24 protein-coding genes and 2 tRNA genes are annotated in these 20,991 nt (G+C 68.0%); 16 read left to right on the top strand and 10 right to left on the bottom strand.

Going from position 1 to position 20,991, the window contains the following annotated elements; genetic code table 11:
• Positions 1-14: 14 nt before the first annotated feature.
• Complete coding sequence (locus tag ACFFBG_RS13140; RefSeq protein WP_375479382.1) at positions 15-218, bottom strand: CsbD family protein; 204 nt, start codon at positions 216-218, stop codon at positions 15-17.
• A complete protein-coding gene (locus ACFFBG_RS13135; protein ID WP_375479380.1) occupies positions 218-475 on the bottom strand; it encodes a hypothetical protein in 258 nt (85 codons plus the stop codon). Before ACFFBG_RS13135 ends, ACFFBG_RS13140 begins: the two co-directional genes overlap by 1 nt.
• A gap of 213 nt (positions 476-688) precedes the next feature.
• Here ACFFBG_RS13135 and ACFFBG_RS13130 point away from each other — a divergent pair, with 213 nt between their 5' ends.
• The 9 genes from ACFFBG_RS13130 to ACFFBG_RS13090 all read left to right on the top strand — a co-directional run bounded on the left by ACFFBG_RS13130 (position 689) and on the right by ACFFBG_RS13090 (position 6,204).
• Positions 689-1,588 carry an alpha/beta fold hydrolase gene (locus ACFFBG_RS13130; RefSeq protein ID WP_375479378.1) on the top strand — a complete coding sequence of 300 codons (900 nt, stop codon included), beginning with the start codon at positions 689-691 and terminating at the stop codon, positions 1,586-1,588.
• Between the two features lie 139 nt (positions 1,589-1,727).
• On the top strand, positions 1,728-2,891 hold the full coding sequence (locus tag ACFFBG_RS13125; protein WP_375479376.1) for an acyl-CoA dehydrogenase family protein: 1,164 nt from the start codon (positions 1,728-1,730) through the stop codon (positions 2,889-2,891).
• A gap of 178 nt (positions 2,892-3,069) precedes the next feature.
• Positions 3,070-3,141 (top strand) — tRNA-Gln (locus ACFFBG_RS13120).
• A 23-nt stretch (positions 3,142-3,164) separates the two neighbouring features.
• Positions 3,165-3,237, top strand: a tRNA-Glu gene (locus tag ACFFBG_RS13115).
• A gap of 321 nt (positions 3,238-3,558) precedes the next feature.
• Positions 3,559-3,978 (top strand): hypothetical protein, encoded by a 420-nt coding sequence (locus ACFFBG_RS13110; protein WP_375479374.1) that lies wholly within the window; start codon positions 3,559-3,561, stop codon positions 3,976-3,978.
• 4 nt (positions 3,979-3,982) lie between these two features.
• Positions 3,983-4,708, top strand: coding sequence for an RES domain-containing protein (locus ACFFBG_RS13105; protein WP_375479371.1), 726 nt, complete (start codon positions 3,983-3,985; stop codon positions 4,706-4,708).
• A gap of 260 nt (positions 4,709-4,968) precedes the next feature.
• Entirely contained in the window at positions 4,969-5,385 is a 417-nt protein-coding gene (locus ACFFBG_RS13100) for a hypothetical protein (RefSeq protein ID WP_375479370.1), read from the top strand.
• 196 nt (positions 5,386-5,581) lie between these two features.
• Positions 5,582-5,788: a DUF2191 domain-containing protein gene (locus tag ACFFBG_RS13095; protein WP_375479368.1), complete on the top strand. Its 207-nt coding sequence runs from the start codon at positions 5,582-5,584 to the stop codon at positions 5,786-5,788.
• The gene (locus tag ACFFBG_RS13090; RefSeq protein ID WP_375479366.1) at positions 5,722-6,204 is read left to right on the top strand and encodes a PIN domain-containing protein; all 483 of its coding nucleotides are present in this window, start codon (positions 5,722-5,724) and stop codon (positions 6,202-6,204) included. Before ACFFBG_RS13095 ends, ACFFBG_RS13090 begins: the two co-directional genes overlap by 67 nt.
• Before the next feature lie 181 nt (positions 6,205-6,385).
• On the opposite strand, the gene ACFFBG_RS13085 is transcribed toward ACFFBG_RS13090, so the two are convergent.
• Positions 6,386-6,958: a hypothetical protein gene (locus ACFFBG_RS13085; protein WP_375479364.1), complete on the bottom strand. Its 573-nt coding sequence runs from the start codon at positions 6,956-6,958 to the stop codon at positions 6,386-6,388.
• Positions 6,959-7,331: 373 nt separating this feature from the next.
• On the opposite strand from ACFFBG_RS13085, the gene ACFFBG_RS13080 reads away from it, so the two are divergent.
• Positions 7,332-7,475, top strand: a complete 144-nt coding sequence (locus ACFFBG_RS13080; RefSeq protein ID WP_375479362.1) for a hypothetical protein — start codon at positions 7,332-7,334, stop codon at positions 7,473-7,475.
• A 1,045-nt stretch (positions 7,476-8,520) separates the two neighbouring features.
• On the opposite strand, the gene ACFFBG_RS13075 is transcribed toward ACFFBG_RS13080, so the two are convergent.
• Positions 8,521-9,306, bottom strand: a complete 786-nt coding sequence (locus tag ACFFBG_RS13075) for a class I SAM-dependent methyltransferase (protein ID WP_375479360.1) — start codon at positions 9,304-9,306, stop codon at positions 8,521-8,523.
• Between the two features lie 699 nt (positions 9,307-10,005).
• On the opposite strand from ACFFBG_RS13075, the gene ACFFBG_RS13070 reads away from it, so the two are divergent.
• Positions 10,006-10,341 carry an antibiotic biosynthesis monooxygenase family protein gene (locus ACFFBG_RS13070; protein WP_375479358.1) on the top strand — a complete coding sequence of 112 codons (336 nt, stop codon included), beginning with the start codon at positions 10,006-10,008 and terminating at the stop codon, positions 10,339-10,341.
• An 88-nt stretch (positions 10,342-10,429) separates the two neighbouring features.
• Here the strand turns inward: ACFFBG_RS13070 and ACFFBG_RS13065 are convergent, their stop codons facing one another.
• The 3 genes from ACFFBG_RS13065 to ACFFBG_RS13055 form a co-directional block, all read right to left on the bottom strand.
• Positions 10,430-10,966: a cupin domain-containing protein gene (locus ACFFBG_RS13065; protein WP_375479356.1), complete on the bottom strand. Its 537-nt coding sequence runs from the start codon at positions 10,964-10,966 to the stop codon at positions 10,430-10,432.
• Positions 10,967-10,970: 4 nt separating this feature from the next.
• Entirely contained in the window at positions 10,971-11,189 is a 219-nt protein-coding gene (locus tag ACFFBG_RS13060; protein ID WP_375479354.1) for a hypothetical protein, read from the bottom strand.
• 107 nt (positions 11,190-11,296) lie between these two features.
• A complete protein-coding gene (locus ACFFBG_RS13055) occupies positions 11,297-11,992 on the bottom strand; it encodes a winged helix-turn-helix domain-containing protein (protein ID WP_375479352.1) in 696 nt (231 codons plus the stop codon).
• Positions 11,993-12,599: 607 nt separating this feature from the next.
• On the opposite strand from ACFFBG_RS13055, the gene ACFFBG_RS13050 reads away from it, so the two are divergent.
• The 5 genes from ACFFBG_RS13050 to ACFFBG_RS13030 all read left to right on the top strand — a co-directional run bounded on the left by ACFFBG_RS13050 (position 12,600) and on the right by ACFFBG_RS13030 (position 18,185).
• On the top strand, positions 12,600-14,897 hold the full coding sequence (locus tag ACFFBG_RS13050) for an EAL domain-containing protein (RefSeq protein WP_375479350.1): 2,298 nt from the start codon (positions 12,600-12,602) through the stop codon (positions 14,895-14,897).
• A gap of 246 nt (positions 14,898-15,143) precedes the next feature.
• Positions 15,144-16,139: a threonine synthase gene (locus ACFFBG_RS13045; RefSeq protein WP_375479348.1), complete on the top strand. Its 996-nt coding sequence runs from the start codon at positions 15,144-15,146 to the stop codon at positions 16,137-16,139.
• Positions 16,136-16,645, top strand: coding sequence for an asparaginase domain-containing protein (locus ACFFBG_RS13040; RefSeq protein ID WP_375479347.1), 510 nt, complete (start codon positions 16,136-16,138; stop codon positions 16,643-16,645). The genes ACFFBG_RS13045 and ACFFBG_RS13040 overlap by 4 nt, the downstream gene beginning before the upstream one ends.
• Positions 16,646-16,799: 154 nt before the next feature.
• Positions 16,800-17,333: a Fur family transcriptional regulator gene (locus tag ACFFBG_RS13035; RefSeq protein ID WP_375479345.1), complete on the top strand. Its 534-nt coding sequence runs from the start codon at positions 16,800-16,802 to the stop codon at positions 17,331-17,333.
• Between the two features lie 75 nt (positions 17,334-17,408).
• Positions 17,409-18,185, top strand: coding sequence for a L,D-transpeptidase (locus tag ACFFBG_RS13030; protein ID WP_375479343.1), 777 nt, complete (start codon positions 17,409-17,411; stop codon positions 18,183-18,185).
• A gap of 30 nt (positions 18,186-18,215) precedes the next feature.
• Here ACFFBG_RS13030 and ACFFBG_RS13025 read toward each other — a convergent pair whose 3' ends face one another.
• Genes ACFFBG_RS13025 through ACFFBG_RS13015 form a run of 3 tightly spaced genes read right to left on the bottom strand, consistent with a single transcriptional unit; the run spans position 18,216 to position 20,894 of the window.
• Complete coding sequence (locus ACFFBG_RS13025) at positions 18,216-19,127, bottom strand: metal ABC transporter permease (protein WP_375479341.1); 912 nt, start codon at positions 19,125-19,127, stop codon at positions 18,216-18,218.
• On the bottom strand, positions 19,124-20,041 hold the full coding sequence (locus ACFFBG_RS13020; protein ID WP_375479339.1) for a metal ABC transporter permease: 918 nt from the start codon (positions 20,039-20,041) through the stop codon (positions 19,124-19,126). Before ACFFBG_RS13020 ends, ACFFBG_RS13025 begins: the two co-directional genes overlap by 4 nt.
• A 34-nt stretch (positions 20,042-20,075) precedes the next feature.
• Positions 20,076-20,894, bottom strand: coding sequence for a metal ABC transporter ATP-binding protein (locus ACFFBG_RS13015; protein WP_375479699.1), 819 nt, complete (start codon positions 20,892-20,894; stop codon positions 20,076-20,078).
• Between the last annotated feature and the right edge of the window lie 97 nt (positions 20,895-20,991).

Below are 20,991 nucleotides of genomic sequence, written 5' to 3'. Positions count from 1 at the left end.
CTCAACCGGATTGGTCAGTCTTCGAGCGACTTCTGCTCCTGCTCGAGCGCGTCGGCCTTCTCCTCGTGCGCCTTGGCCTCGGCGCGAGACTTGGACTCGTCCGTCTGCGCCTCGCCTTTGGTTTGCTGGGCGTCGCCCTCGGCCTTGAGCTGGTCGTCGTCCGTGACGTCGCCGACTTTTTCCTTGATCGTGCCCTTGATCGTCTCGCCGATGCCCATCAGCTGTTCACCGCTTCCTTGGTGTTCTGCGCGCTCTTCTGTGCGCGGCCGGCGGCCGCCGCCTTGGTCTCGTGCGCGTCTGCCTCGACCTGCGCCTTGATCGCCTTGATGCGTTCAGTGCCCTTGTCCTGCTGCACCTGGCCGGCCTTGCTCAACCGATCCTGTCTGGTCAGCGTGCCGATGATCTCCTTGCCCAGGCCGATGATCTTGTCGGCCAAGCCGAGAACGTTTTTGGGGTCAATTCGCGGGATCTGCATGATCCTCCCTCGGGGTCGTTTCGGTCCGGGCGGACGGCGTCGGGTTGTGCTCGCCCGCTTCGCAGTAGACCTACCCGCGAGTAGCCGAACTTCCACAAAAGGTCGAAATGGTCTCAATCCCTGGCCTGCCGCTCGGCCAGTTTCCGCTGCGGCGAGCTGGCGTTCGTGTGTCGACAATGTTAATGGGACGTGTGACCTGGGTAACGTTCGGGCATGCAGGCCATGACGGCGCCGCGTCCCCGGACCCGTGTGCCCGGCGTGCACTATGTCGTCACCGGCGATGCGCCGCGCACGATCGTCCTGTTGCATGGCTACACCGACAATGTGACCACCTGGCAGCGCGTCGTTCCGGTGCTGGCCGCGAGCCATCGCGTGATCGCCATCGACCTGCCCGGCTTCGGCGCCAGCTCACGCCCATGGTCCACGCCGCTGCTGAGCGGTTACGTCGACGTCGTGCGCGAGGTGCTCGACGCCGAAGGCGTCGACGGCCCGGTCTCCTTGATGGGCAACTCCATGGGCGCGGCCGTGTCCACGTTGTTCGGCGCGCGCTACCCCGAGCGCACCGACGGCATGGTGCTCATCGACATGCCGGGCATGCGCGGGGTGCCGCAGTTGTGGCGGCTCGGGCTTTCCCGGCCGGCGGAGCTGGCCGTGCGCGCCGCCTTGCGCTGCGTGCCGTCCCGCACCGCGCAGTTCGGCCTCGGCTGGGTCTACAGCCACATTGCGGTCGCGCGCCCCCGCGATCTCGACCCCTCGGTCCGACGGGGGTTCTGCGACCCGTACGCCTTGCGCGACAGCGTCGCCGGGCTGATGCCGATCGGCCGCGCGCTCGTTCGCGAACTCCGCTCGGCCGACCTCGGCGGCCTGGTCGCCCGCAGCGAGGCGCCGGCGCTCGTCGTCTTCGGCGCGCGTGACGTGCTGACCCCCGCTCGGGTGCTGCGCCGGATCGGCCGGCCGGGCGGCGCCGTCGTGCTGCCGGGCTGCGGCCACTGCCCGCAGATCGACCAGCCGGCCGCGCTGCTGAGCGAGGTGCTGCCCTTCCTGCGCGCCTCGCGGGCCGAGCACCGCGCCGCTGATCACGAGGAGATCAGCCGCACCGCCCGTTCCGCCTGAGCCAGCCTCGCATCGCGCGTCGCTCTCCGGGCCGTGCCGAGCGAGCTGAGTTGTCGCAGGCGGCCTGGTCGCGGTAGCGCTCGGCGCCGCGCGCTTCTACGATGACGGAAGCACTGTCACAGTCGCGCCGGGAGTTTCGATGACCGCTGCCCGTCCGCACGCCGCGCGCCCCACATGGAGCGACGACGACTCGGAGGCGTTTCGCGATCTCGCCCGCCGGTTCCTGGAGAAGGAATGCGCGCCGCACGAGGAGCGCTGGGGCGAGCAGCAGCACATCGACCGCGAGGTCTGGAATCAGGCCGGCGAGCTCGGGCTGCTGTGTCCGTCGATCCCGATCGAGTACGGCGGCGGCGGCGGGACGTTCGCGTTGGAGGCGGTGCTCGCCGAGGAGCAGATTCGGGCGCTCGCGCCAAGCCTCGGCACTGCGGTGCACAGCACGATCGTCGCCCACTATGTCAACGCGTACGGCACCGAGGAGCAGAAGCGGCGGTGGCTGCCGCGAATGGCGAGCGGCGAGCTGGTCGGCGCGGTGGCGATGACCGAGCCGGGCACCGGCTCGGACCTGCAGAGCATCACGACAAAGGCGATCCGCACGGGCGATGAGTACGTGCTCGACGGCTCGAAGACCTTCATCTCCAACGGCCTGCTCGCCAACCTCGTCGTCACGGTCGCGAAGACCGACCCGGCCGACGCGGCCAAGGGGATCTCCCTGGTCGTCGTCGAGACCGACGAGGTCGACGGCTTCTCCCGCGGCCGGGTGCTGAAGAAGATCGGTCAGCACGGCCAGGACACCGCCGAGCTGTTCTTCGACGGCGTCCACCTCCCAGCTGCCAATCTGCTCGGCGGCGAGGAGGGCCAAGGCTTCGTCCAGTTGATGCAGCAGCTGCCGCAGGAGCGGCTGGTGCTCGCCGTCGGCGCGGTGGCCGCCATCGAGGAGACGCTCGCGCACACGCTGGCCTACACCAAGGACCGGCACGCGTTCGGCAAGCCGGTGTTCAACTTCCAGAACACCCGGTTCAAGCTCGCCGAGATGGCGACGACGGCGAAGATCGCTCGGGTGTTCATCGACGACTGCGTCGCCAAGCACCTGCGGGCCGAGCTCGACATCCCGACCGCCTCGATGGCCAAGTGGTGGACCACCCAGATGCAGTGCGATGTCGCCGACGAGTGCCTGCAGTTTTTCGGCGGTTACGGCTACATGCAGGAGTACCCGATCTCGCGGATGTACACCGACGCGCGCATCCAGAAGATCTACGGCGGCACCAACGAGATCATGAAAGAGATCATCTCGCGGTTCCTGTGAGCCACCGGCGCGCAGCAGGTCGACGCGGGACTTCGAGGCGCTTCGCGGCGCGGCGGACGACCGGGAGTTCGCGCCGGGGTTCGAGACGTTCGAGCGGCTGCCGTGCCGTTTTGAACCGCCTCGGCGGTCCGGTAAACTTCGGCGTCGGCCTGAGCGGAACATCGCGCGGGCGTGCCCATGGGGTATGGGGTAATTGGCAGCCCAACTGATTCTGGTTCAGTTAGTCTAGGTTCGAGTCCTGGTACCCCAGCGCAGTGCACATGAAGTTTCTGGGGCCCCGTCGTCTAGTGGCCCAGGACGCCGCCCTCTCAAGGCGGTAGCGCCGGTTCGAATCCGGTCGGGGCTACTCATAACACGCCTATTAAGAGCCCCGCAGCGGGGCACGCTGTTAGCAGCGCTTCGAAACTGACCACAGGTCGGCTGTCTTGACCACCTGGCACCGGGCCACGGCGAAGATCATCGTCGGGGTTCCGGGCTGCGGATCCATGAGGCGGTGGCGCCACTTAGAGATCCGCCGGCAGCGGGCGATGCCGGATCAGAATCCGCTCGCTTCACGAAGCATCAGTGATGCTGTAGTGCTGTCAGTGGTGGTGCGTCAGAGTTGTCAATAGCGGCGTGTGTAGTACGGTCAGTTATCAGGTCGTTTGATCAGTCGGGAGTGGTGCGCATGGCCGCGGAATCCCTCGACGCGGTGGAGCTTGTGCCGGTCGAGCTGGCGTGGGAGCGCGCCTACAAAGAGGCGGCGACCAGCCTGGCCTGGCATCAGGCTGGATGGCTGCTGGAGCAGATCGGGCCGAGGTTCACTGCCGCCGGGATCGGCGTGCGAGACGCCCGCACGGTGCGCCGGTGGCGCGATGACCAGACCGAGCCCCGCGATCATGACGAGCAGGGCCGGCTGCAGCTGCTGTTCCGCATCGCCTACGCCATCACGCTGGTCTACGGGCGGGCGTCGGTGGCGGCCAGCTTCCTGCGCTCGGCCAACCCCCAGCTCGACGACGAAGCCCCGCTGGTGCTACTGGCGACCAGCCCCGTCGACGACGTGCAACGCCGGCTGCTCGCCGCGACCCGCGCGTTCCTCGAAGGCTGACCGCATGGCGGACTACGCCCTCTACGCTCGGCGGCCGTTGCCCGAGACCGGCGCGTGGCGGGTTCACCCCGCGCCGGACGTGCTACCGAGGTTGACCGACGACGGTCCGGGCGCGAACCGCTACGACGACCCACACGCCCGCTACGCGGTCCGCTACGTCGCAGAGAACCTCACTGGTGCCCTCGTCGAAACCATGGCGCGGTTCCGCCGCGCGCCGGCCGCCGAGGCGCTGCTCGCCGCCGTCGAGGGCGTCGAATCTGACGACGAGCGACACCTCGATCCAGGCGACGGCGTCGCCGGCTGGCTAGCCGTCCAGAACGTCGCACGCGTCGCCCTCGCCGCGGGCGAGCCGTTGATCGACGTGCACGACCCGCAGCTGCTGCGCGACCTCGACAAGCACCCTCTCGTCCGCGACGCGCTCGCCGAGAGCGGCCTCGGCACCCCGCTCAACCCGCCCCGCCTAGACGAAGGCATCGTCCGCCTCGGCGGCCCGCACGGGCGGCCCGTCACCCAAGCGCTCAGCCGCGCCGCCCGCGAATGGCTGCCCGACATCGCCGGCCTCGCCTACCGCTCGCGCCTCGACGACGACGAATGGTGCTGGGCCATCTGGGACACCACTGACGTCCGCGTCGACATCGAGCCCCTCAACCCCGTCCAACGCCACCACCGCCGCGCCGTCCAACACGCCGCACACCTACTTGAAATCCAGACGCCGGAGGAGTGGCAGTAACACTGTGCGGAGTTGTGAGTTCGGCGGCGCAGCCAACTGCGTCCATTCGGCACCCGCGCACCACCGATCCGCACCCCAGCGCATCCAAGAAGAACTCGTCGAGTTCTTCCCGGTACAGGCTGTCCGCGCAGGCCAAACCTTCGATCCATCCGGACCGACGTGGTCGCGCACAACCACAGTGCCGAACTCCGGTAAATACTCGTCTTCGAACAGGACGACACCACCACTCGCCCACGAGCGGCGTCAGTGCGCTTCGCCTGTTGATGGCACACCCGCGGTACCAACTGAACTATCAAGGCGAGCACCCGGACGGCGACCCCTTGATGCACGGGCCCTACCGCTTTGACCATCTGAGCGTCGACGCTTATGAGCATGTCGACGAACAGACCGCGATCGGCACCATCACGGCGTTCCGTGACCGTGACGACGACGAGGACGAGGACGAGGACGAGGACGAGGACGCCGCCGAACCTGTGCTCAGCGACGATGTGAGGGCCGACATCGACTTTCGTGTCCTCCGTCAGATACGCAAGATGTCGATCCGCTACAGACTCCGCACCCGCCCGGACGAAGCTGTCGCAGGCCCCCGCTACGAAGCTCTGGGCGACTACACCGAAGTGGTTCTCGTTGATCTTGGAGCGAAGGAACTGCTTGTCGTCAGCGCCGCCTGGGACTAGCGCGACCAGCGCAGAAATGACGACCGAGTCGTGGCGCTAGACGCGGCAGATGAGTGCGTTGATCTTGGCGGCATCGGCGAGTTCATGCCCATCAGTCCATCCGCGGCTGCCATGGGCGTCGGGTGGTGCGAGTCGGAAGTGCACGGATGCGTGCAAGCTATATACTTGTGATCGCGCCCGTATATGGAGGTCCGTGATGACGAAGCGGCTGATCGAGCTGGACGACGATCTGCTTGCCGACGCGCAGCGCGAGCTGCACACCACCGGCGTGTCTGACACGGTGCGCACCGCGTTGAAGCAGGCCTCCGCCGCAGCGGCGCGAGCGCGTCAGGTCGAGTGGTTACGCGACGGTGGAATGGAGCAGCTGGAAGACCCGGAAACTCGGGCCGCAGTGTGGCGCTGATCGCCCGCTACCTCATCGATACCAGCGCCGCCGCTCGCATGCGACACCCAGTAGTCGCACAGCGGTTGTCACCGCTCATCGAGGCGGGGACGGTAGCGACATGCGCCACCCTGGACGCCGAGGCGCTCTACAGCGCACGAAGCCCGACCGAATACGAGCAGCTGCGTTCTGATCGGCGGCACGCCTACGAATACCTGGCGACCGAGGACGAGCACTGGCAAGCCGCCGTCGACGCTCAGCGCAGCCTCGCCCGGACCGGCCGACACCGCGCGGTCGGGATCGCCGACCTGCTCAACGCAGTTCTCGCAGATGAGCACCAACTGACCCTCGTCCATTACGACGCCGACTTCGACGTCGCCGCCGAGGTGATCGCTTTCAAGCATCAGTGGGTGGCGCCACGCGGCAGCATCCTGTGACTGACGCGCCAAGGTGTCAAGGTGTAGACAGGTGCCGACGCGTCCCCGGTCCCGACCGCGAGCCGACAGAACTCCCCGCGACGGGGGCCCGCCCAGCAACAGGATCCGACGCTCGCTCATCGGCAGAGTCGCCCGGCTCGCGGCTATGAGCGGTCGGTGCCGTAGCCGTCCCGCCAGCTGATCACAAGCCGTCTTGGCGTGAGGAGAGCCAGTCCTCGTGGCGATCTCGAAGGAGGTCCCGTTCGAAGCGGGTTTCGAGCCATACGTCAGCGCCGCTGTCGTAGGGCGCGTAGATCCACGAGAGTTCCGCGTCGCTGATGATGGCCTTCGCGCGATCGTCGGCGACGCTAGCGAGCAGCCGGTCCAGTACCTCGCTCGCGAGCCCAGACGTGACCCAGATGTACCTGACGCGTTCCCAGTACTCGTCCTCTGGCAGCTGCCGCCACGGCCACGCACCCGGCATGGATTGTTTGGTTTTCCCGGACATCAGGTCGCGATGATCCCAGTCCGTGCCGATGACGATCAGGGTCTCGACGGGTTGGTGGGCGAGCAATTCGTTTAGGACGGTGCGGTGACGACGTAGGACCTCTTGGTGCTCGTCGTCGGTGTCGGCGTACCGCTTCGAGCCCGGCAGGCTGTGAAACCGAACCCAACGGTCCGAATCGAGGCCACGAAACGGCCAACCCGGATTCAATTGCCCGAATCTCGTCTCCCAGAGCTGCGTGAGGTGCAGCGCTCGAGGACTGATCTCCACTTCTCGGAATTCGCCGGACCGGCCGCGGATCCGTCGCCATCGGGACTGAACTGCCCACCGAGCCGTGAAGACTCTAAGCCCGCACCAGCTCGTCACTGATGCAGTCCAGCCGACACGGTCCACGCCGTGACCGTATAGCGCAGATCGGTTTCCTAAGAGCAGTTCTAACGAACAGCCGCTCCATCGACACGGTCGCGCGGGCCGCGCTCATCAGCATCTCGGGACCCCGGGACCAAGCGATCTGCGGCATGACAGCGCGGCAGCGCTCAACGCGGCATAGAGAGCGCGGCAGAGCTCAACCTGGGACGATCGACCTCGTCACGAATCACACGAAGATCATTGGTCTCGACGGCTCGACCCGTAACGTCAGCCCGTGGGCACTGATGACCGACCGTCCTTTCGCGGTAACGCGCGCGCCTGGATCGTCGCCTTCGTGATCAGCGTGCCAATCGCGGCCGCGATATTGCTCGGCTTGCTCTTTCTCCTCGTCGCAATGGTGGGGAGGGCCCTCGGCTGAGCGCTGGCAGCCCTAGACAGCGTCCTGCCGCCGACGACGCACGCTCATCGGCAGAGTCGCCCGGTTCGCGGCAGAAACGGTTGTTCGATCTTGCTAGTTGCGAGCCAATGGGAGACTCATCGTGGGCGCTCCCGGAGCATCCCTTGCTGCGGTGGCGAGCGGCGTCGACTCGTTCGATGGTGCCGGGCGCGGCATCCGTGACGCGGAAGGACCGGGAGCGTTCCGCACGCGGCATGAGTGTGTAGAGCCGTTCCGCGGCTATGAGCGCCCGTGAAAGCGGCACGCCGATGCTCTGCGTGCTGTACGGCGGGCTGCTAGCAGCCCGTGGTGCATGCTTGCTGGGTGCGCGGCCGACGGTTTCGGACGATCAACGCGTCCTGCCTTGTATGCGGTCAGACGACCTTGATCGAGCGAGCGGCGATTTCCCAGCGCCCAGGTATTCACTTCACAGTCACGGTCCTGGAATTCAGCGAGCGTCTTGGTGCGAACGGAGATTGGGGCTGATGGCGCGGCCGGATGCAAGTGATCGTGTACCTCGGCCGCCAGTCGTTCAGTTATACAAGCTGATTGCTAGTGGTCTTGCCATCGGGGCGGTGATGATCATCGTGGGATTTCTCTTGGGCGGGCGAGGAGTCTTCCTTTGGCTGTGTGGATTCTTGGTGCTTGCGATTACCTTGATTTCGGGAAGCGCCGCCATCGCGCGTTACAAGCGCGGCAAGGACTGCGTGGGCCGAGCGCGACGCTCATCGAACCGGCCAGGCGGCCCGGCCGGTGGTCTCGCCTCATGGTGGTCTTGCTACCCAGCTTGGGTGGTGTGAAAGAAGCGATCGCGATGGGCCGACTCCTCCTCCCGCTCGGATCGGGACCTGGAACAGCAACTCGGCCGACGGCGGTCGAGCTCGAGGTAGCCGAGCTTGTCACAAATCAGGAGATCGACCCGTCCGTAGCGAGCGATGGTCCTGGACATGCGTCTCTGGCCAACGCGCGTGAGTATCGAGCCGCTGCGTCAAGGGATCCATCACCGGGCGATCGGGCCTTGACTCGGCTACTCGACCTCCGGCGACGGCCCTGGTCTGCGTGGCCCTTGTAGGTCGACCGACACGGTGGCCATGCCGACGTCGAGGGCCTCGAGTTGGAGTAACTCCGCGTGTTGGTCCCGCCAGCGGCCGGTTCGGAGATCTTCGGCAAGCATGGCCAGGCCGGGGCGCAGTGAGTACGGGTCGGTCTTGGCGAGCATTGATATCCCGGCTTGCACATGAGGATCGAGGTAAGCCTCGGGCCGGCGCCAGAACGCGGCACCAAAACCGTCGATGCAGTCGTGAGGCACCGGCACAGGACGAATCGTGAGGTGAGCGTCGGACAGCAGCCCGGTCAGGACCTCAATCGGGACCGCCTGCGCTGCGTCGGTCTTTGCCACCTCAGGCAAGTACTCCTCCAGCAGCCAGAACTGCGCGACGCGTTCTGGCCACCAGGTGAAGAACACCAACCGTTTGCGGGCTACGCGCCGCATCTCGGCGACACCGGCGGCGACATCAGTCCAGTGATGCACGGTCAGCACAGCCAACGCGGCGTCGACGGACTGATCGGCGAGCGGTATCGCTTCGGCGACGGCTTGCACGACCGGTGCGCTCCCTGCGGGGCGCTGGTCGATCATCACCGTGCTGGGCTCCACCGCAACCACGGTCTCTGGCGGCTCGTATGACCCGGATCCTGCTCCCACGTTGACGACGGTGCCCACCTCGCCAATGGCTTCGAAGATCGCAGCGGCAATCCGAGGATCAGGACGCCGAGTGGCCCGATACGACCGGCCGATGGTGTCGTAGATGACCATGCCGGCATCCTGCCATCGCGCAACGACTGCGGATCACGATTCGAGACCTACGGCGAACGCCCGTGAACAGCGTCGGCACAAGCGCATCCGCGACCGGAGCATGACCGGCCGGGGATTCTCGCGCCGTGTGTGCCGTCGACCCCGCAGACGAGCGCTGCGGGATCCCTGTCGTATCGCTCGAACAGTCGTGCCTTCGGCCGGCGGCGCGATGCGCGAGAGCAGCTTGGTCGCGAGCAGCGCCTCCTCGCCCGCGGCGTCGGCGGGGACCCAGACGGACAGGCCGCCGACGCCGTAGACGGCCAAGTTCGTCTCCGCGTCCGCGCGCAGGACGTCGCCAAACCGGCCCCGGCCCTCCTTGCAGCGTTCGCGCAACAGGTGCGTGTAGACCTAGCGCGACCCGCGGTGCGACCCGTAAACGCGTCGATCGCGGTAACCGCAGTGCGTTCGCTGCAACTGAGAGCGGGCGGCAGCGACCAGCGCCGCTGCCGCCCGCACTCTCCGGCTCGCCTGAGCCCCCGCTCTCGCCGAGCGCCTTACGAGTGAGTTGACCGGCTAACAGCTCGGGGGGAACTGCGCACCGATATGCACATAGGTTTCCGCATATGAGGGCAAGATAAACCTAAAGTAGAGATTGAATGTGCCCAAGATTCAAAACGGGCATTTGGGCCGCGTGCGCGGGCAGCTGGGATCGTTGACCTCATGACGGTCATCAGGATCAACGCAATCACCGTGCCCGCCGCCAGCGGCGACGAGCTCGCCCATCGGTTCGCCGCTCGCGCCGGCGCAATCGACGACCAGGACGGGTTCGAGGGCTTCGAGTTGCTCAAGCCGACGGACGAGCGGACCGCTTGGCTGGTCGTGACCCGCTGGCGTGACGACGAATCCTTCCAAGCCTGGGTCAACTCGCCAGCCTTCGCCCACGGCCACCGATCAGCGCAGGAGCGCTCGGGGGGCGATGCGCCGCCGCCGGTCGGCGTGCACAGCGAGTTGTGGTCCTACGAGATCGTCGGCGGCAACGCCGCCCGCAGCGGCTGAGCTCGCCGGCCCGGGGCGAGCGGTCCGTACCCGCGCTGGCGACAAGGTCGACATCGGCTGAACGACGCCCAGCGGCGTGCGCGGTCGCCTAGGCCGTGTCGGCCGGCTGGCCAATGCGGACCGCGGACCAGTCCAGGCCGGCCAGGTTGACCACGATCGCCTCCTGGGTGGTCCGCGCGATGACGACTACCGCTTCGACGTCGGGATCGGGGTTCTCCTCGCGATGCGGGACGAACGGCGGGACGAACACGTAGTCGCCGGGCGCGGTCTGCACGCGGGTCTCGACCGGCTCGTCGCCGTCGACGTCGAGAAAGACGAACACCGGCGCACCAGACACGACGTAGATCGCGGTCTCCGACGCCCCGTGATGGTGGTTGCCGGAGTTGGTCGAGCCCGGGACGTGCGTCTGCCCCATCCAGAGCTTGGCCGCGCCCACGGTCTTGCCACTGATCGCCTCGAGGCGTCGCATGCCCGACGTCTGGGTGGTCTGGCCGATCAGTCCGCTCGGGGCGACGTGGTGCAGCCGCCGGTGGAAGGCGTCGATGTCGGCCGGGAGCAGGACCCCGCTCGGCGTGCGGACCAGTCCCGGGTCAGAGCCCCCGGCGGGGACGTGGATGGCGGACATCGGTTCACGCCCCCTTGGCGAGTTCGCGGTCCGGGACGCGGCGCAGCCCGAGCGGCTCCGGCGCGGGAAGATCGTCGCGGGCAATCAGGCCCTCCGGCGTCTGGCCCTGCGTCGCCAGCCAGGCGACGCCCTGCCCGGCGCCGACCGCCGCCCGCACGCCGGCCAGCTGGTTCGCGAGATAGGGCAGCAGCTGTGCGTCGGCGTGCTCGGTTGAGCCGATCACCACCGACTCCTCCGACCCCTTGCCGAAACTGCGCAGCGTTTCATCGTGCAACGCGAGTATGCCGCGTCGCGTGGTGAGTTGGCGCCGAGGATTCGAGTCGATCACGACTACCGAAGTCGTGGTCGACCGCGGGCTGCGGTCATGGGCGGTGTCGGTTTGTCCTCGCACGGCTCGAAGCGGTACCCGAAGCCGCGCACCGTCGTGATCTGCGGCGCCCGCTCGCCGAGCTTGACTCGTACTCGCCGTACGTGCACATCTACGGTGCGATCGCCCTTCCAATCGCTGTCGCCCCAGGCCTGCTCGAGCAGCTGCTCACGGCTGAGCACGCGACCCGGGTGCTCCATGAACGCCTTCAGCAGGAGAAACTCCCGTCGCCTCAGCGTGATCGGCTGGCCAGCGAGTTGGACCCGCATTTGGTCGAGGTCCATCCGCAGCTCCCCCACCGTCAAGCAGTCCATCGAGCCGCGCTGGGCATCGGCCGGCTCGCTAGCCGGGTCTGCGGAGATGCGGCCCGGCTGCTCGAGGCGGGGGAGCTCGGTCGAGCTGAGCAAATGCGTCGCCGCAAACTCGCGAAGCCACTCCTGATCGGGGGATCCCGCGAACACGAGGACGGTCACCGCCAGCCTCTGGGCGTCGACGATCTCACCCGGGCCGAGAGGTTGTGTCCTGACGCGACGGAGACGGTGGTCGTCGAGGTCGGCAATGTGCACCCCGGACTGGGTCTTGCCGGACCGGGCCAGGTTGTAGCCAGACGCCGCACGCGCCGACCCGGCCGGTGTTGGCGAAGAGGTATCGGTAGTCATGGCAGAGCTTCCAAACGTAGGTGAGCACAGACGGGGTGAGACGGCGGATATCAGCCGACAGGACCGTTCGGGGGAGAGGCACGCGTGTCAGTCGGGCCGCGGTCGTGACCCGGCGATCAGTGCGATCTGGCCGTGTGGCGGCGGAGCCGAGCGCTCAGCGGGGACAGACCGCGCCGCAGGCGCGCATCAAGTTGATGGGGTGTCTCGCGACGAGCGCATTCGATCTCACAGCGGTCAGTCTCACCGAGGGACGCAACATTGTCAATGTTGTCTACCTACTTAGTAGGCAATCGGGCGGATGACGCCGGCCCCGCCGGCCGCGGGCCGAGATGGTTACTCTGCGTGTTCAATATCTCGCTATCTGTGATAGGTTGACACTTCACGGCGATCACACGTTGACGGTTGTGGTGGACGGCAGACGACGTCGACCACGGGGCGCCAGTCAGCGACACCGAGTCTCCGCCGTCGCAAGTAGTGCAGTCCGTTTGGGCTTAGCTGCCTGGGTTCGGAGCATTCGATGGTCAAGCGTGACGAAGATTCTCTGACCGACGTCACTCGCGGACGGCCGACTGCCGGTGGGCGGTCGCGTCGGCACTCCGCGTGGGTAGTGGCGACCGCAGTGCTGATTGGGTGTGGCGCAGTCGCTTCCGTATTGGCGGCAGGTGCGGTGAGGCGCAGTAACGCTGACGAGTCGCTGAAGTCGTTTCAGAAGTCGTCGGCGAGCGTCGCCTCGACGCTGCAGCTCGCCATCGAGCACGACAACGACATCGTCGCCGACGCGGGTGGGCTCCTCGCCAATCCGAACCTGACGAAGACAGAGTTCGACGAGTGGGCGAGTGCCGCCCGGATGTTCGACCGCTACCCCGAGATGACCGGCATCGGAACGGTGGTGCTGGTTGACGCCGCGGCGCTGCCTGCGTTCGCGGCGCGGGCGGTGGCCGATCCGGCGGGAACGCTGGCGGTGGACGGCACCTTCGCGGTCGTGCCGGCCGGCGCCCGGCCCTTCTACTGCCTGGCGTCGGCTGGTGTCACCCGCGCCTCGGCGACGGCGACCCCGGCGGGCTTGGATTATTGCGCCGACCCGGCGAATGACATTCCGCTCATTGCTGCTCGCGACTCCGGCCAGGGCGACTACTTGCCTTACACGGTCGGTGGGCGGACGTTGCTCTCGATCCAGACTCCGATCTATCGCGGCGGCGTGCAGCCGGCCACGGTCGCCGGCCGCCGGGCAGCGTTCGTCGGCTGGGTCGGCACCTCGGTCGATCCGGCAGTGTTACTGATTCGGGCCCTACGAGATCAGCGTGGCCTGTCAGTGGCGATGCGATATCACGTCGGCGCCCAGGACGTCGCGTTCACCCACGGCGCCGTGGCGGCCGGCGCGCGATCGGCGACGATCGACCTGCACAACGGGTGGACCGTGCAGTCCTTCGGCGTCGTCAGTCGCGGCGCGATCACGACCGGCGACGCGCTCGCCGTGTTGCTCGCCGGGATCGCGCTCAGCGCGCTCCTGGGTCTGTTGATGTTTGTGTTGGGCACCGGCCGCGAGCGCGCCCGGCGCCAGTTGGAGCAGCGGACCGGCCAATTGCATCACCAAGCCCTGCACGACGCTTTGACTGGACTGCCGAACCGGGCGCTGCTGATGGACCGCATCGCGCAGATGCTGGTCTGGGACCGCCGCCACCACACCACCGGGGCCCTCCTCTTCCTCGATCTAGACGACTTCAAGAACGTCAACGACACTCTCGGCCACGGCGCCGGCGACCGGCTCCTGATCGCGGTCGCGGCCCGCCTCGCGAGCACTCTGCGCGACGCGGACACGATCGCTCGGATGGGCGGTGACGAGTTCGTCGTGCTCATCGACGGCGCCTCCGTGGACGTCGCCCCCGAACTGGTCGCTGAACGCCTCCTCGAGGTGATGCGCCAACCCTTCGAACTCGACAGCACGACCATGCCGCTGTCAGTCAACATCAGCATCGGTATCGCCAGCGGCGATCGCGACAGCGCCGGGGAACTGCTCCGGGATGCCGATATCGCGCTCTACCAGGCCAAAGCGGCCGGCAAGAACCGCTACGAAGTCTTCGACCCGCTCATGCAAACCAGGATCAGCCGCCGAACCGATCTGGAATTCGACCTCCGGTCAGCCCTGAATCGGCAGGAATACCGGCTCGTCTACCAGCCGATCTACAACCTCGAGGACCTCACCGTCGTCGGTGTCGAAGCGCTCCTACGCTGGGACCATCCGACCCGCGGGCTGATCTCTCCGGACGAGTTCATACCGATCCTCGAGCAGACCGGACAGATCCGCGAGGTCGGCGGCTGGGTCCTGCAACACGCCTGCCGGCAGATGGCCGCCTGGCACGCAAGGGGCGACATCCTCGACATCTCGGTCAATGTCTCCGGTCGCCAACTCGACGACGACAGCATCATCGCCGACGTCCGCGCCGCCTTGGCGGTCAGCGCCTTGCCGGCAACATCACTGATCATCGAGGTCACCGAAGCAACGCTCATGCACGGCGTGGAAGCGACTGCCCGTCGATTGAACGCAATCAAAGCGCTCGGCGTCAGGATCGCGGTCGATGACTTCGGCGCCGGCTACTCGTCCCTGGCCTATCTTCGCCAGTTTCCGGTCGACTGCCTGAAGATCGATCGGGTGTTCACCAACGCGATCACCACCTCGCCTGAATCCAAGGCGCTCGTCGGCACCCTCGTTCAGCTCGGCAAAGACCTCGGCCTGCGCACTCTCGCCGAAGGGGTGGAGACCCCCGAGGAGATGGATCTGCTCCGCGGAGCCGACATCAACCAAGCTCAAGGCTTCCTCATGTCTCGCCCACTCGATCCCGCCACACTGGAAGAGCAACTGCTCGAACCCACACGCCCCGCCACCCCGACCACCACTCGGACCTGACGCCGACAGGTCCCCGCGCAGACAGAGGCCCCTGTGAGTAGCCGAGAACTGGCCGACGACCTTGGGCGGCAGCAGGCTGTGCCCGATCTCGTCTGTGCGCGTTGCGATCGACGGTTCCCGATCGCGCAGCTGGCGTGGCGATGCGACGAATGCGGCGGCGTGTTGGATGTCGCGCAATTTCCGGTGCTCCTCGACGTCGACGATCTCCCGCGACAACCGCCGACCATGTGGCGCTACACCGGGACGATGCCGGTTCCACAGGATCCGACGATCAGCCTGGGCGAAGGCATGTCACCGATCGTCGTGGCAGCTGGGCACCCCAATGTCCGACTCAAACTCGACTTCCTCATGCCCACGTTGTCGTTCAAGGATCGCGGCGCCGTCGTGTTGGCAACCCTTGCGAAAAGGCTCGGGATCGATGCCGCGATGGTCGACAGCAGCGGGAACGCCGGGACGGCGGTGGCGGCGTACTTCGCCCGGGCGAACATCGCCTGCACCGTTTACGTTCCAGCGAGCACGTCCAGCGGCAAGCTGTCCCAGATGCGCGCGCACGGAGCGTCAGTCGAGCTCGTCCCGGGCACGCGCGCCGACACCTCGGCTGCTGCGGCAGCCGCAGCGGGGGAGCCGGGTGTCATGTATGCCAGTCACGTCTATCACCCCTACTTCCTGCACGGCGTGAAAACCTACGGATACGAGATCTGGGAGCAGTCCGGGCGTCGTCTGCCTGACACGATCGTCGTGCCCGTCGGCAACGGGACGATGGTCCTCGGTTGCGCGTTGGCATTCAACGAGCTTGTCGCGGCGGGCCTGGCCGACCATGTTCCCGTGCTCATCGGCGTGCAGGCGGAAGGGTGTTCGCCCCTCGAGCAGGCGATGGAACTTGGCGCGACGGCTGCGCTCCCGGTCGAGGCGGCCGGCACGATCGCCGAGGGCATCGCGATCGCGGCGCCGCCCCGCGGGCGGCAGATCCTCGCCGCCATCCGCGCGACCGGCGGCACCATCGTAGCGGTGACGGATCCGCAGACGGCGGCCGCGCGCTCCGATCTCGCGCGGCAGGGCCTATTCGTGGAACCCACGTCCGCAGTCTGTTGGGCGGCGGTGCTGGCGGCTGCAGCTGATTCACCTGCATCGCCGAACTCGACCTGGGCGGCCGCGACACCACACCTGCGAGCGGCCGACGTGGTGGTCCCGCTGTGTGGAGCGGGGCTGAAATCTCCCAAGGACACGGGGCTGCACGCATGACCGTGGCGGGGACGGCGTCCATCCACATCATCACGACGGGCGGCACCATCGACAAGGAGTATTCGATCCGCGGCGAACTCGTTGTGGGTGACGCGATGGCGCCGTCCCTCATCGCGACCGCCCGCACGAACATCGAGGTGTCGTTTGAGGCGGTCTGCCGAAAGGACAGCCTGGAACTGAGCGACGAGGATCGAGCAGCGATCCGTGCCGGTGTCGCCAGAAGCGGCAATACGAAGATCATCGTGACCCACGGCACGGACACCATGGTGAGGACCGGTCTGGCGCTTCGCGGCCTCCCTGGAAAGACGATCGTGCTGACCGGCGCGATGCAACCGGCGCGCATGCGCGACAGCGACGCCGCCGCCAACCTCGGTCTCGCCGTCGCCGCCGTCCAGCTCCTCCCGGAAGGCGTCTACGTCGCCATGAGCGGCCTCGTCCTCCCCATCGATCGAGCCGCCAAGCGCGACGACCTCGGCGTCTTCCAGGATTCAGCGCCGACCTCGTAAACCGAGCTGCTGTTGGGGCCCGGGGCGGATCGACACTTCTGGTGCCCGGTCGATTGCGTGGTCGACCGCTGTGCGAGACACGCTTGTCTAGGCTGAGGTCGAGTGTGGCGGTTGGGCATGTCGAGCACGAGCGGAGGTAGCCAGCATGGATTCCGTGAAGGCCACGCGAGCACATGCTGACGCCGCCGTGCGGACCGAGCCGGCCGCCGCGCCCGCGCAGAGCCACGCAGCCGGCCGGCAACGCAACACCAGACAGGCTCAGGCGATCGAAACCGCCTTGGCCGGCGCCGACGGATTCCGCACAGCCCACGACCTGTTCACCGACATCCGCGCCGGCGGCGAGCGCATCGGCCTGACAACCGTTTATCGCCATCTCGCGTTGCTCGCCGACACCGATCGCGCCGACGTCGTGCACACCGCCGAAGGGGAAGCGCAGTACCGCCTGTGCGGCCCCCGCGACACGTCGAATCCTGACGGGCATCACCACCACATCGTCTGCCGCCTCTGCGGTCGCAGCGTCGAAGTGTCCGGCCCAGAAGTCGAGGCGTGGGCCGACCGGGTCGCCGCCGCCGCAGGGTTCACCGACATCACGCACACCGTCGAGCTGTTCGGCCTCTGCCCGCAACACTCGCCCAACCCGCCCCGGAGCGCGCCGCCCCGGAGCACGACGGGCAAAGCCCGCCGATAGCTCGCCGTTGGCGTCGCAGCACAGCCAGGCGTGGCGATTCGGGCAGGACGCCAGATTGTGTCAGGCTGGGAAGCAATGCCTGTATTTCCGGACGCCAAGATGAGCGCGAATCGCCGCCCCGTCGAACGCCGACGCGGCGGCCGGTGGGCGCGATTCGTCCGGCGTTACGGCTGGCGGGCCTACGCGCTGCCGATTCTGAGCGCGATCACTGTGCTCGCCCTCGTGCACGACACCCCCACTGCGGCGCCAGTCTCTGCCGCCTCGGCTCATCGCGGCGCAGCGACCCGCCCGACCCAGGCGACCCAGCCGACGGGTGGCTCCAGCGCTTCGACGGTCGTCGCGCCCAGCCACGCCGATGCCAGCGTTCGGATCGAGGGTCTGACCGGCCGAGACGCCGGCTTCGGCGCAGGGTCCACCCCCGCGCCGGTGGTCGTCCACCTCGGCGACGACACCACCTCGTGCGCGACGAACACCTACCAGCACCTCGTCCTGGTCAGCATCAGCAAGCAGCACCTGTGGGCATGTGAGGGCGGCAGACAGGTCGACGAAACGGCCGTCACCACGGGCGCGACCGTCGACGACGACCAGACCCCGCTCGGCTCGTGGCGCGTGCAGGCCAAACAGCGCGACCGCTACCTCATCGGCCGGGACTACAAGGATTACGTCCACTATTGGGTGCCGTTCAACGGCGACTTCGGCCTGCACGACGCGCCCTGGCAGACCATGCCCTTCGGGTCGAAGAACTGGCCGACCGAGGGTTCGCATGGCTGCGTCCACGTGCCGACAGCGACCATGGCGTGGCTCTACCGGTGGGTCGGCGTCGGCGACACCGTGGTCACCGTCGAGAGCTAGCGGAAGGCCGCGCAGCGCTGGGCCTGCAGCTCACGAAGCGGCTCGAGCCTGCGGCGCCTCGGACCCAGGCGCCGGCGCCGCGGACTGACGTGAGCGATGTCGGCGCAACCGGGCGATCACGGCCGCGATCAGGTAGATGAGGGTGGCGGCGCTCATGATGTCGAAGCTGACCGGCAGCTTCGGGGCGGCGTAGGCGACCACGATGCCGATCCACATCGCCGTGACCGACAGCAGTCCGGAGACCACGAAGCCCCGCCACGGTCGGTCGGTGAGCAGCTGAGCGGCGGCCGGTGGGGCGGCGACGAGCCCGAACAACAGCAGCGCCCCGATCGCCTGGCTGGCCTCGGCGGCGGTGACGCCGACGACGGCGAGAAACAGCGGGCCCAGCAGGCGCACTGGGACACCGCGGGCCCGGGCGACCGCCGGGTCCAGGCTGGCGAACAGCAGCGGGCGGGCAATGAGCAGCAGGACGGCGATCGTGGCCAGCGCGATCCAGGTCGCGGCGCGCGCGTCGTCGGCGCTGATGCCGAAGATCGAACCGAACAGGACGTTGACGTTCGCGGCGCCGTTCCCGGTCGCGGAATGGGTGGAGTAGTAGGCCAGGAAGAACACGCCGAGCCCGAGGATCCAGGCGAAGGTGGTGCCGATGACGACGTCGTCCGCCGCGCCCCGACCGCCCAGCAGCCCCAGGACGAGGCCGACCGCGATGCAGGAGGCGAACAGCCCGAATCGCAGATCGACGCCAGCCGCGAGCGCGGCCAGCGCCCCGGCGTAGGCGACATGCGACAGCGCGTCGGTGGCGAACACCTGGCCGCGCAGCACCACGAAGTAGCCGACCAGGCCGGACAGCAGCGCGATCGACGTCCCGGCGAGCAGGGCATGCTCGATGAACCCGCTCGAGAGCATGTTCGTCAACCCGTTGAGCAGAGCCGCGGGGGTCATGCCGTCGCCGCCGTTCGTTCGGGGCTCGTCCGGATCCGTCGGCGGCCGACGGCGTCGACGGCGGCCCGGTAGGCCGTGGCGAGCAGGAACAGCCCGAACGCGAAGGTGGTGACCCAGAACCCGATCGGGTACGGGGAGAAGAACGCGACTGCTTCACCGACCCAGACCACGACGACGGCGATGACGATCGACAGCGCGAGTCCGAGGCCGGGGCGGGCGGTGAGCCGGCTCGCGGTGGCCGCGGGCGCGACCAGCAGCGCGAAGACGAGCAGGCTGCCGGTGACCTGGCTGGCGCCGGCCGCCGCGACACCCAGCACGACGAGGAACAGCGCGTTGAGCAGGCGGACCGGGACGCCGCGGGCTCGGGCGACGGCAGGGTCGACGCTGCCGAACAGCAGCGGCCGGCCGATGATCGCCAGCACGACGAGGCACAGGCCGCCGGCGATCAGCAAGGTGACGACCTGGTCGTCGGTGACGCCGATGATGGAGCCGAACAGCAGGCTGTTCAGCCCGGTGAGGAAGCCCTTGTAGAGGCTGACGAACAGGAAGCCGCAGGCAAGCGCGAAGCCTTGCACGGTGCCGATGACGGCGGACTCCTCGCCGTAGCCGCCCAGGCCGGAGTTGGCGCGGCCGGCGCCGGGCAGCGCGGCGATGACGAGCGCGGCGGCGACGCAGAATCCGAAATACCCCAGCGGGGTCGCCAGGCCGAGGTAGGTCGCGCCGGCCGCGCCGGGGAATCCGACGACGGCCAGGGTGTGGCCGACGAAGCTTTGCCGGCGCAACACCATGAAGTAGCCGATCGCGCCGGCGACCACCGCGACGATCGTGCCCGCGCGTAGCGCGTTGAGCATGAAATGGAAGGCCAGCATCCGCTGGGCGTCGTCGATGACGTTCCAGCTCAGCCCGCCGTTCACCGCGTCCGTCCCGGAGCGTCTGTCGCCCGGTGCGTCATCGCCGTCGGGTCGGTCCGGGCACGTGGTGCTGAGGCGGGCTGTCCGGCTGCCCGACGACGACCAGGCGTCCGGTCCGGTCGGTCAGCACGTCGATCGGGGTGCTGTAGAGCATGGTCAAGGTGTCGGCGGTGATGACCTGCGCCGGCGGCCCCATCACCGCGCCGCCGTGGGCGAGGTAGATGACCTGGTCGAGGTAGGACAGGATCGGGTTCACGTCGTGGGCCACGAGCAGGACTGCGACCTCTTGGCTCTGGCTGACTTCGCGGATCAGCGCGCTGACCGAAGCCTGGTTGGTGACGTCGAGGCTGTCGAGTGGTTCGTCGAGGATCAGCAGCTCGGGCCGGCGGGCAAGCGCCTGGGCGATGAGCAGCCGTTGCTGCTCGCCGCCGGAGCACTGTCCGATCGGTCTGCGGGCGTAGCTGGAGGCGCCGACCAGGTCGATGACCTCGTCGACGCGCCGCGCGATCTGCGTGCCGCGCGATCCCGGCACCCAGCCCGGCACCGGGACGCCCCACCGGTCGCCGTCCAGCCCGAGGCGCACGATGTCGACGCCGCGCACCCGGGTGGCCGGATCGAACGCGCGGCGCTGGGGCAGGTATCCGATCCGCTTGTTCCGTTGCCCTGGGCGGGCGCCGAGCACCGAGACGGTTCCCGCGGCGACCGGGATCAGGCCGAGGACCATCTTCAGCAGCGTCGACTTGCCAACCCCGTTCGGGCCGAGCACGGCCACGAACTCCCCAGCCGCGACGGTCAGGTTGACGTCGGACCAGATTCGGCGTCCGCCGACGGCTGCCGCGGCGTGGCTGAGCTCGATGACCGGCTGCCCCGGGCGCCGAGCCGTCGACTCGTCGGGCCGCCTGGTCGCCGGGCCGTCGGCGCCGTTGGTGACGCTGGTGCCGCTGGTGCCGCTG

It is taken from the genome of uncultured Jatrophihabitans sp., assembly GCF_964251945.1.
Lineage (GTDB): Bacteria > Actinomycetota > Actinomycetes > Mycobacteriales > Jatrophihabitantaceae > Jatrophihabitans.
The sequence above is the reverse complement of the archived record's forward strand: the minus strand, read 5'-3'. Positions and strand labels throughout refer to the sequence as shown.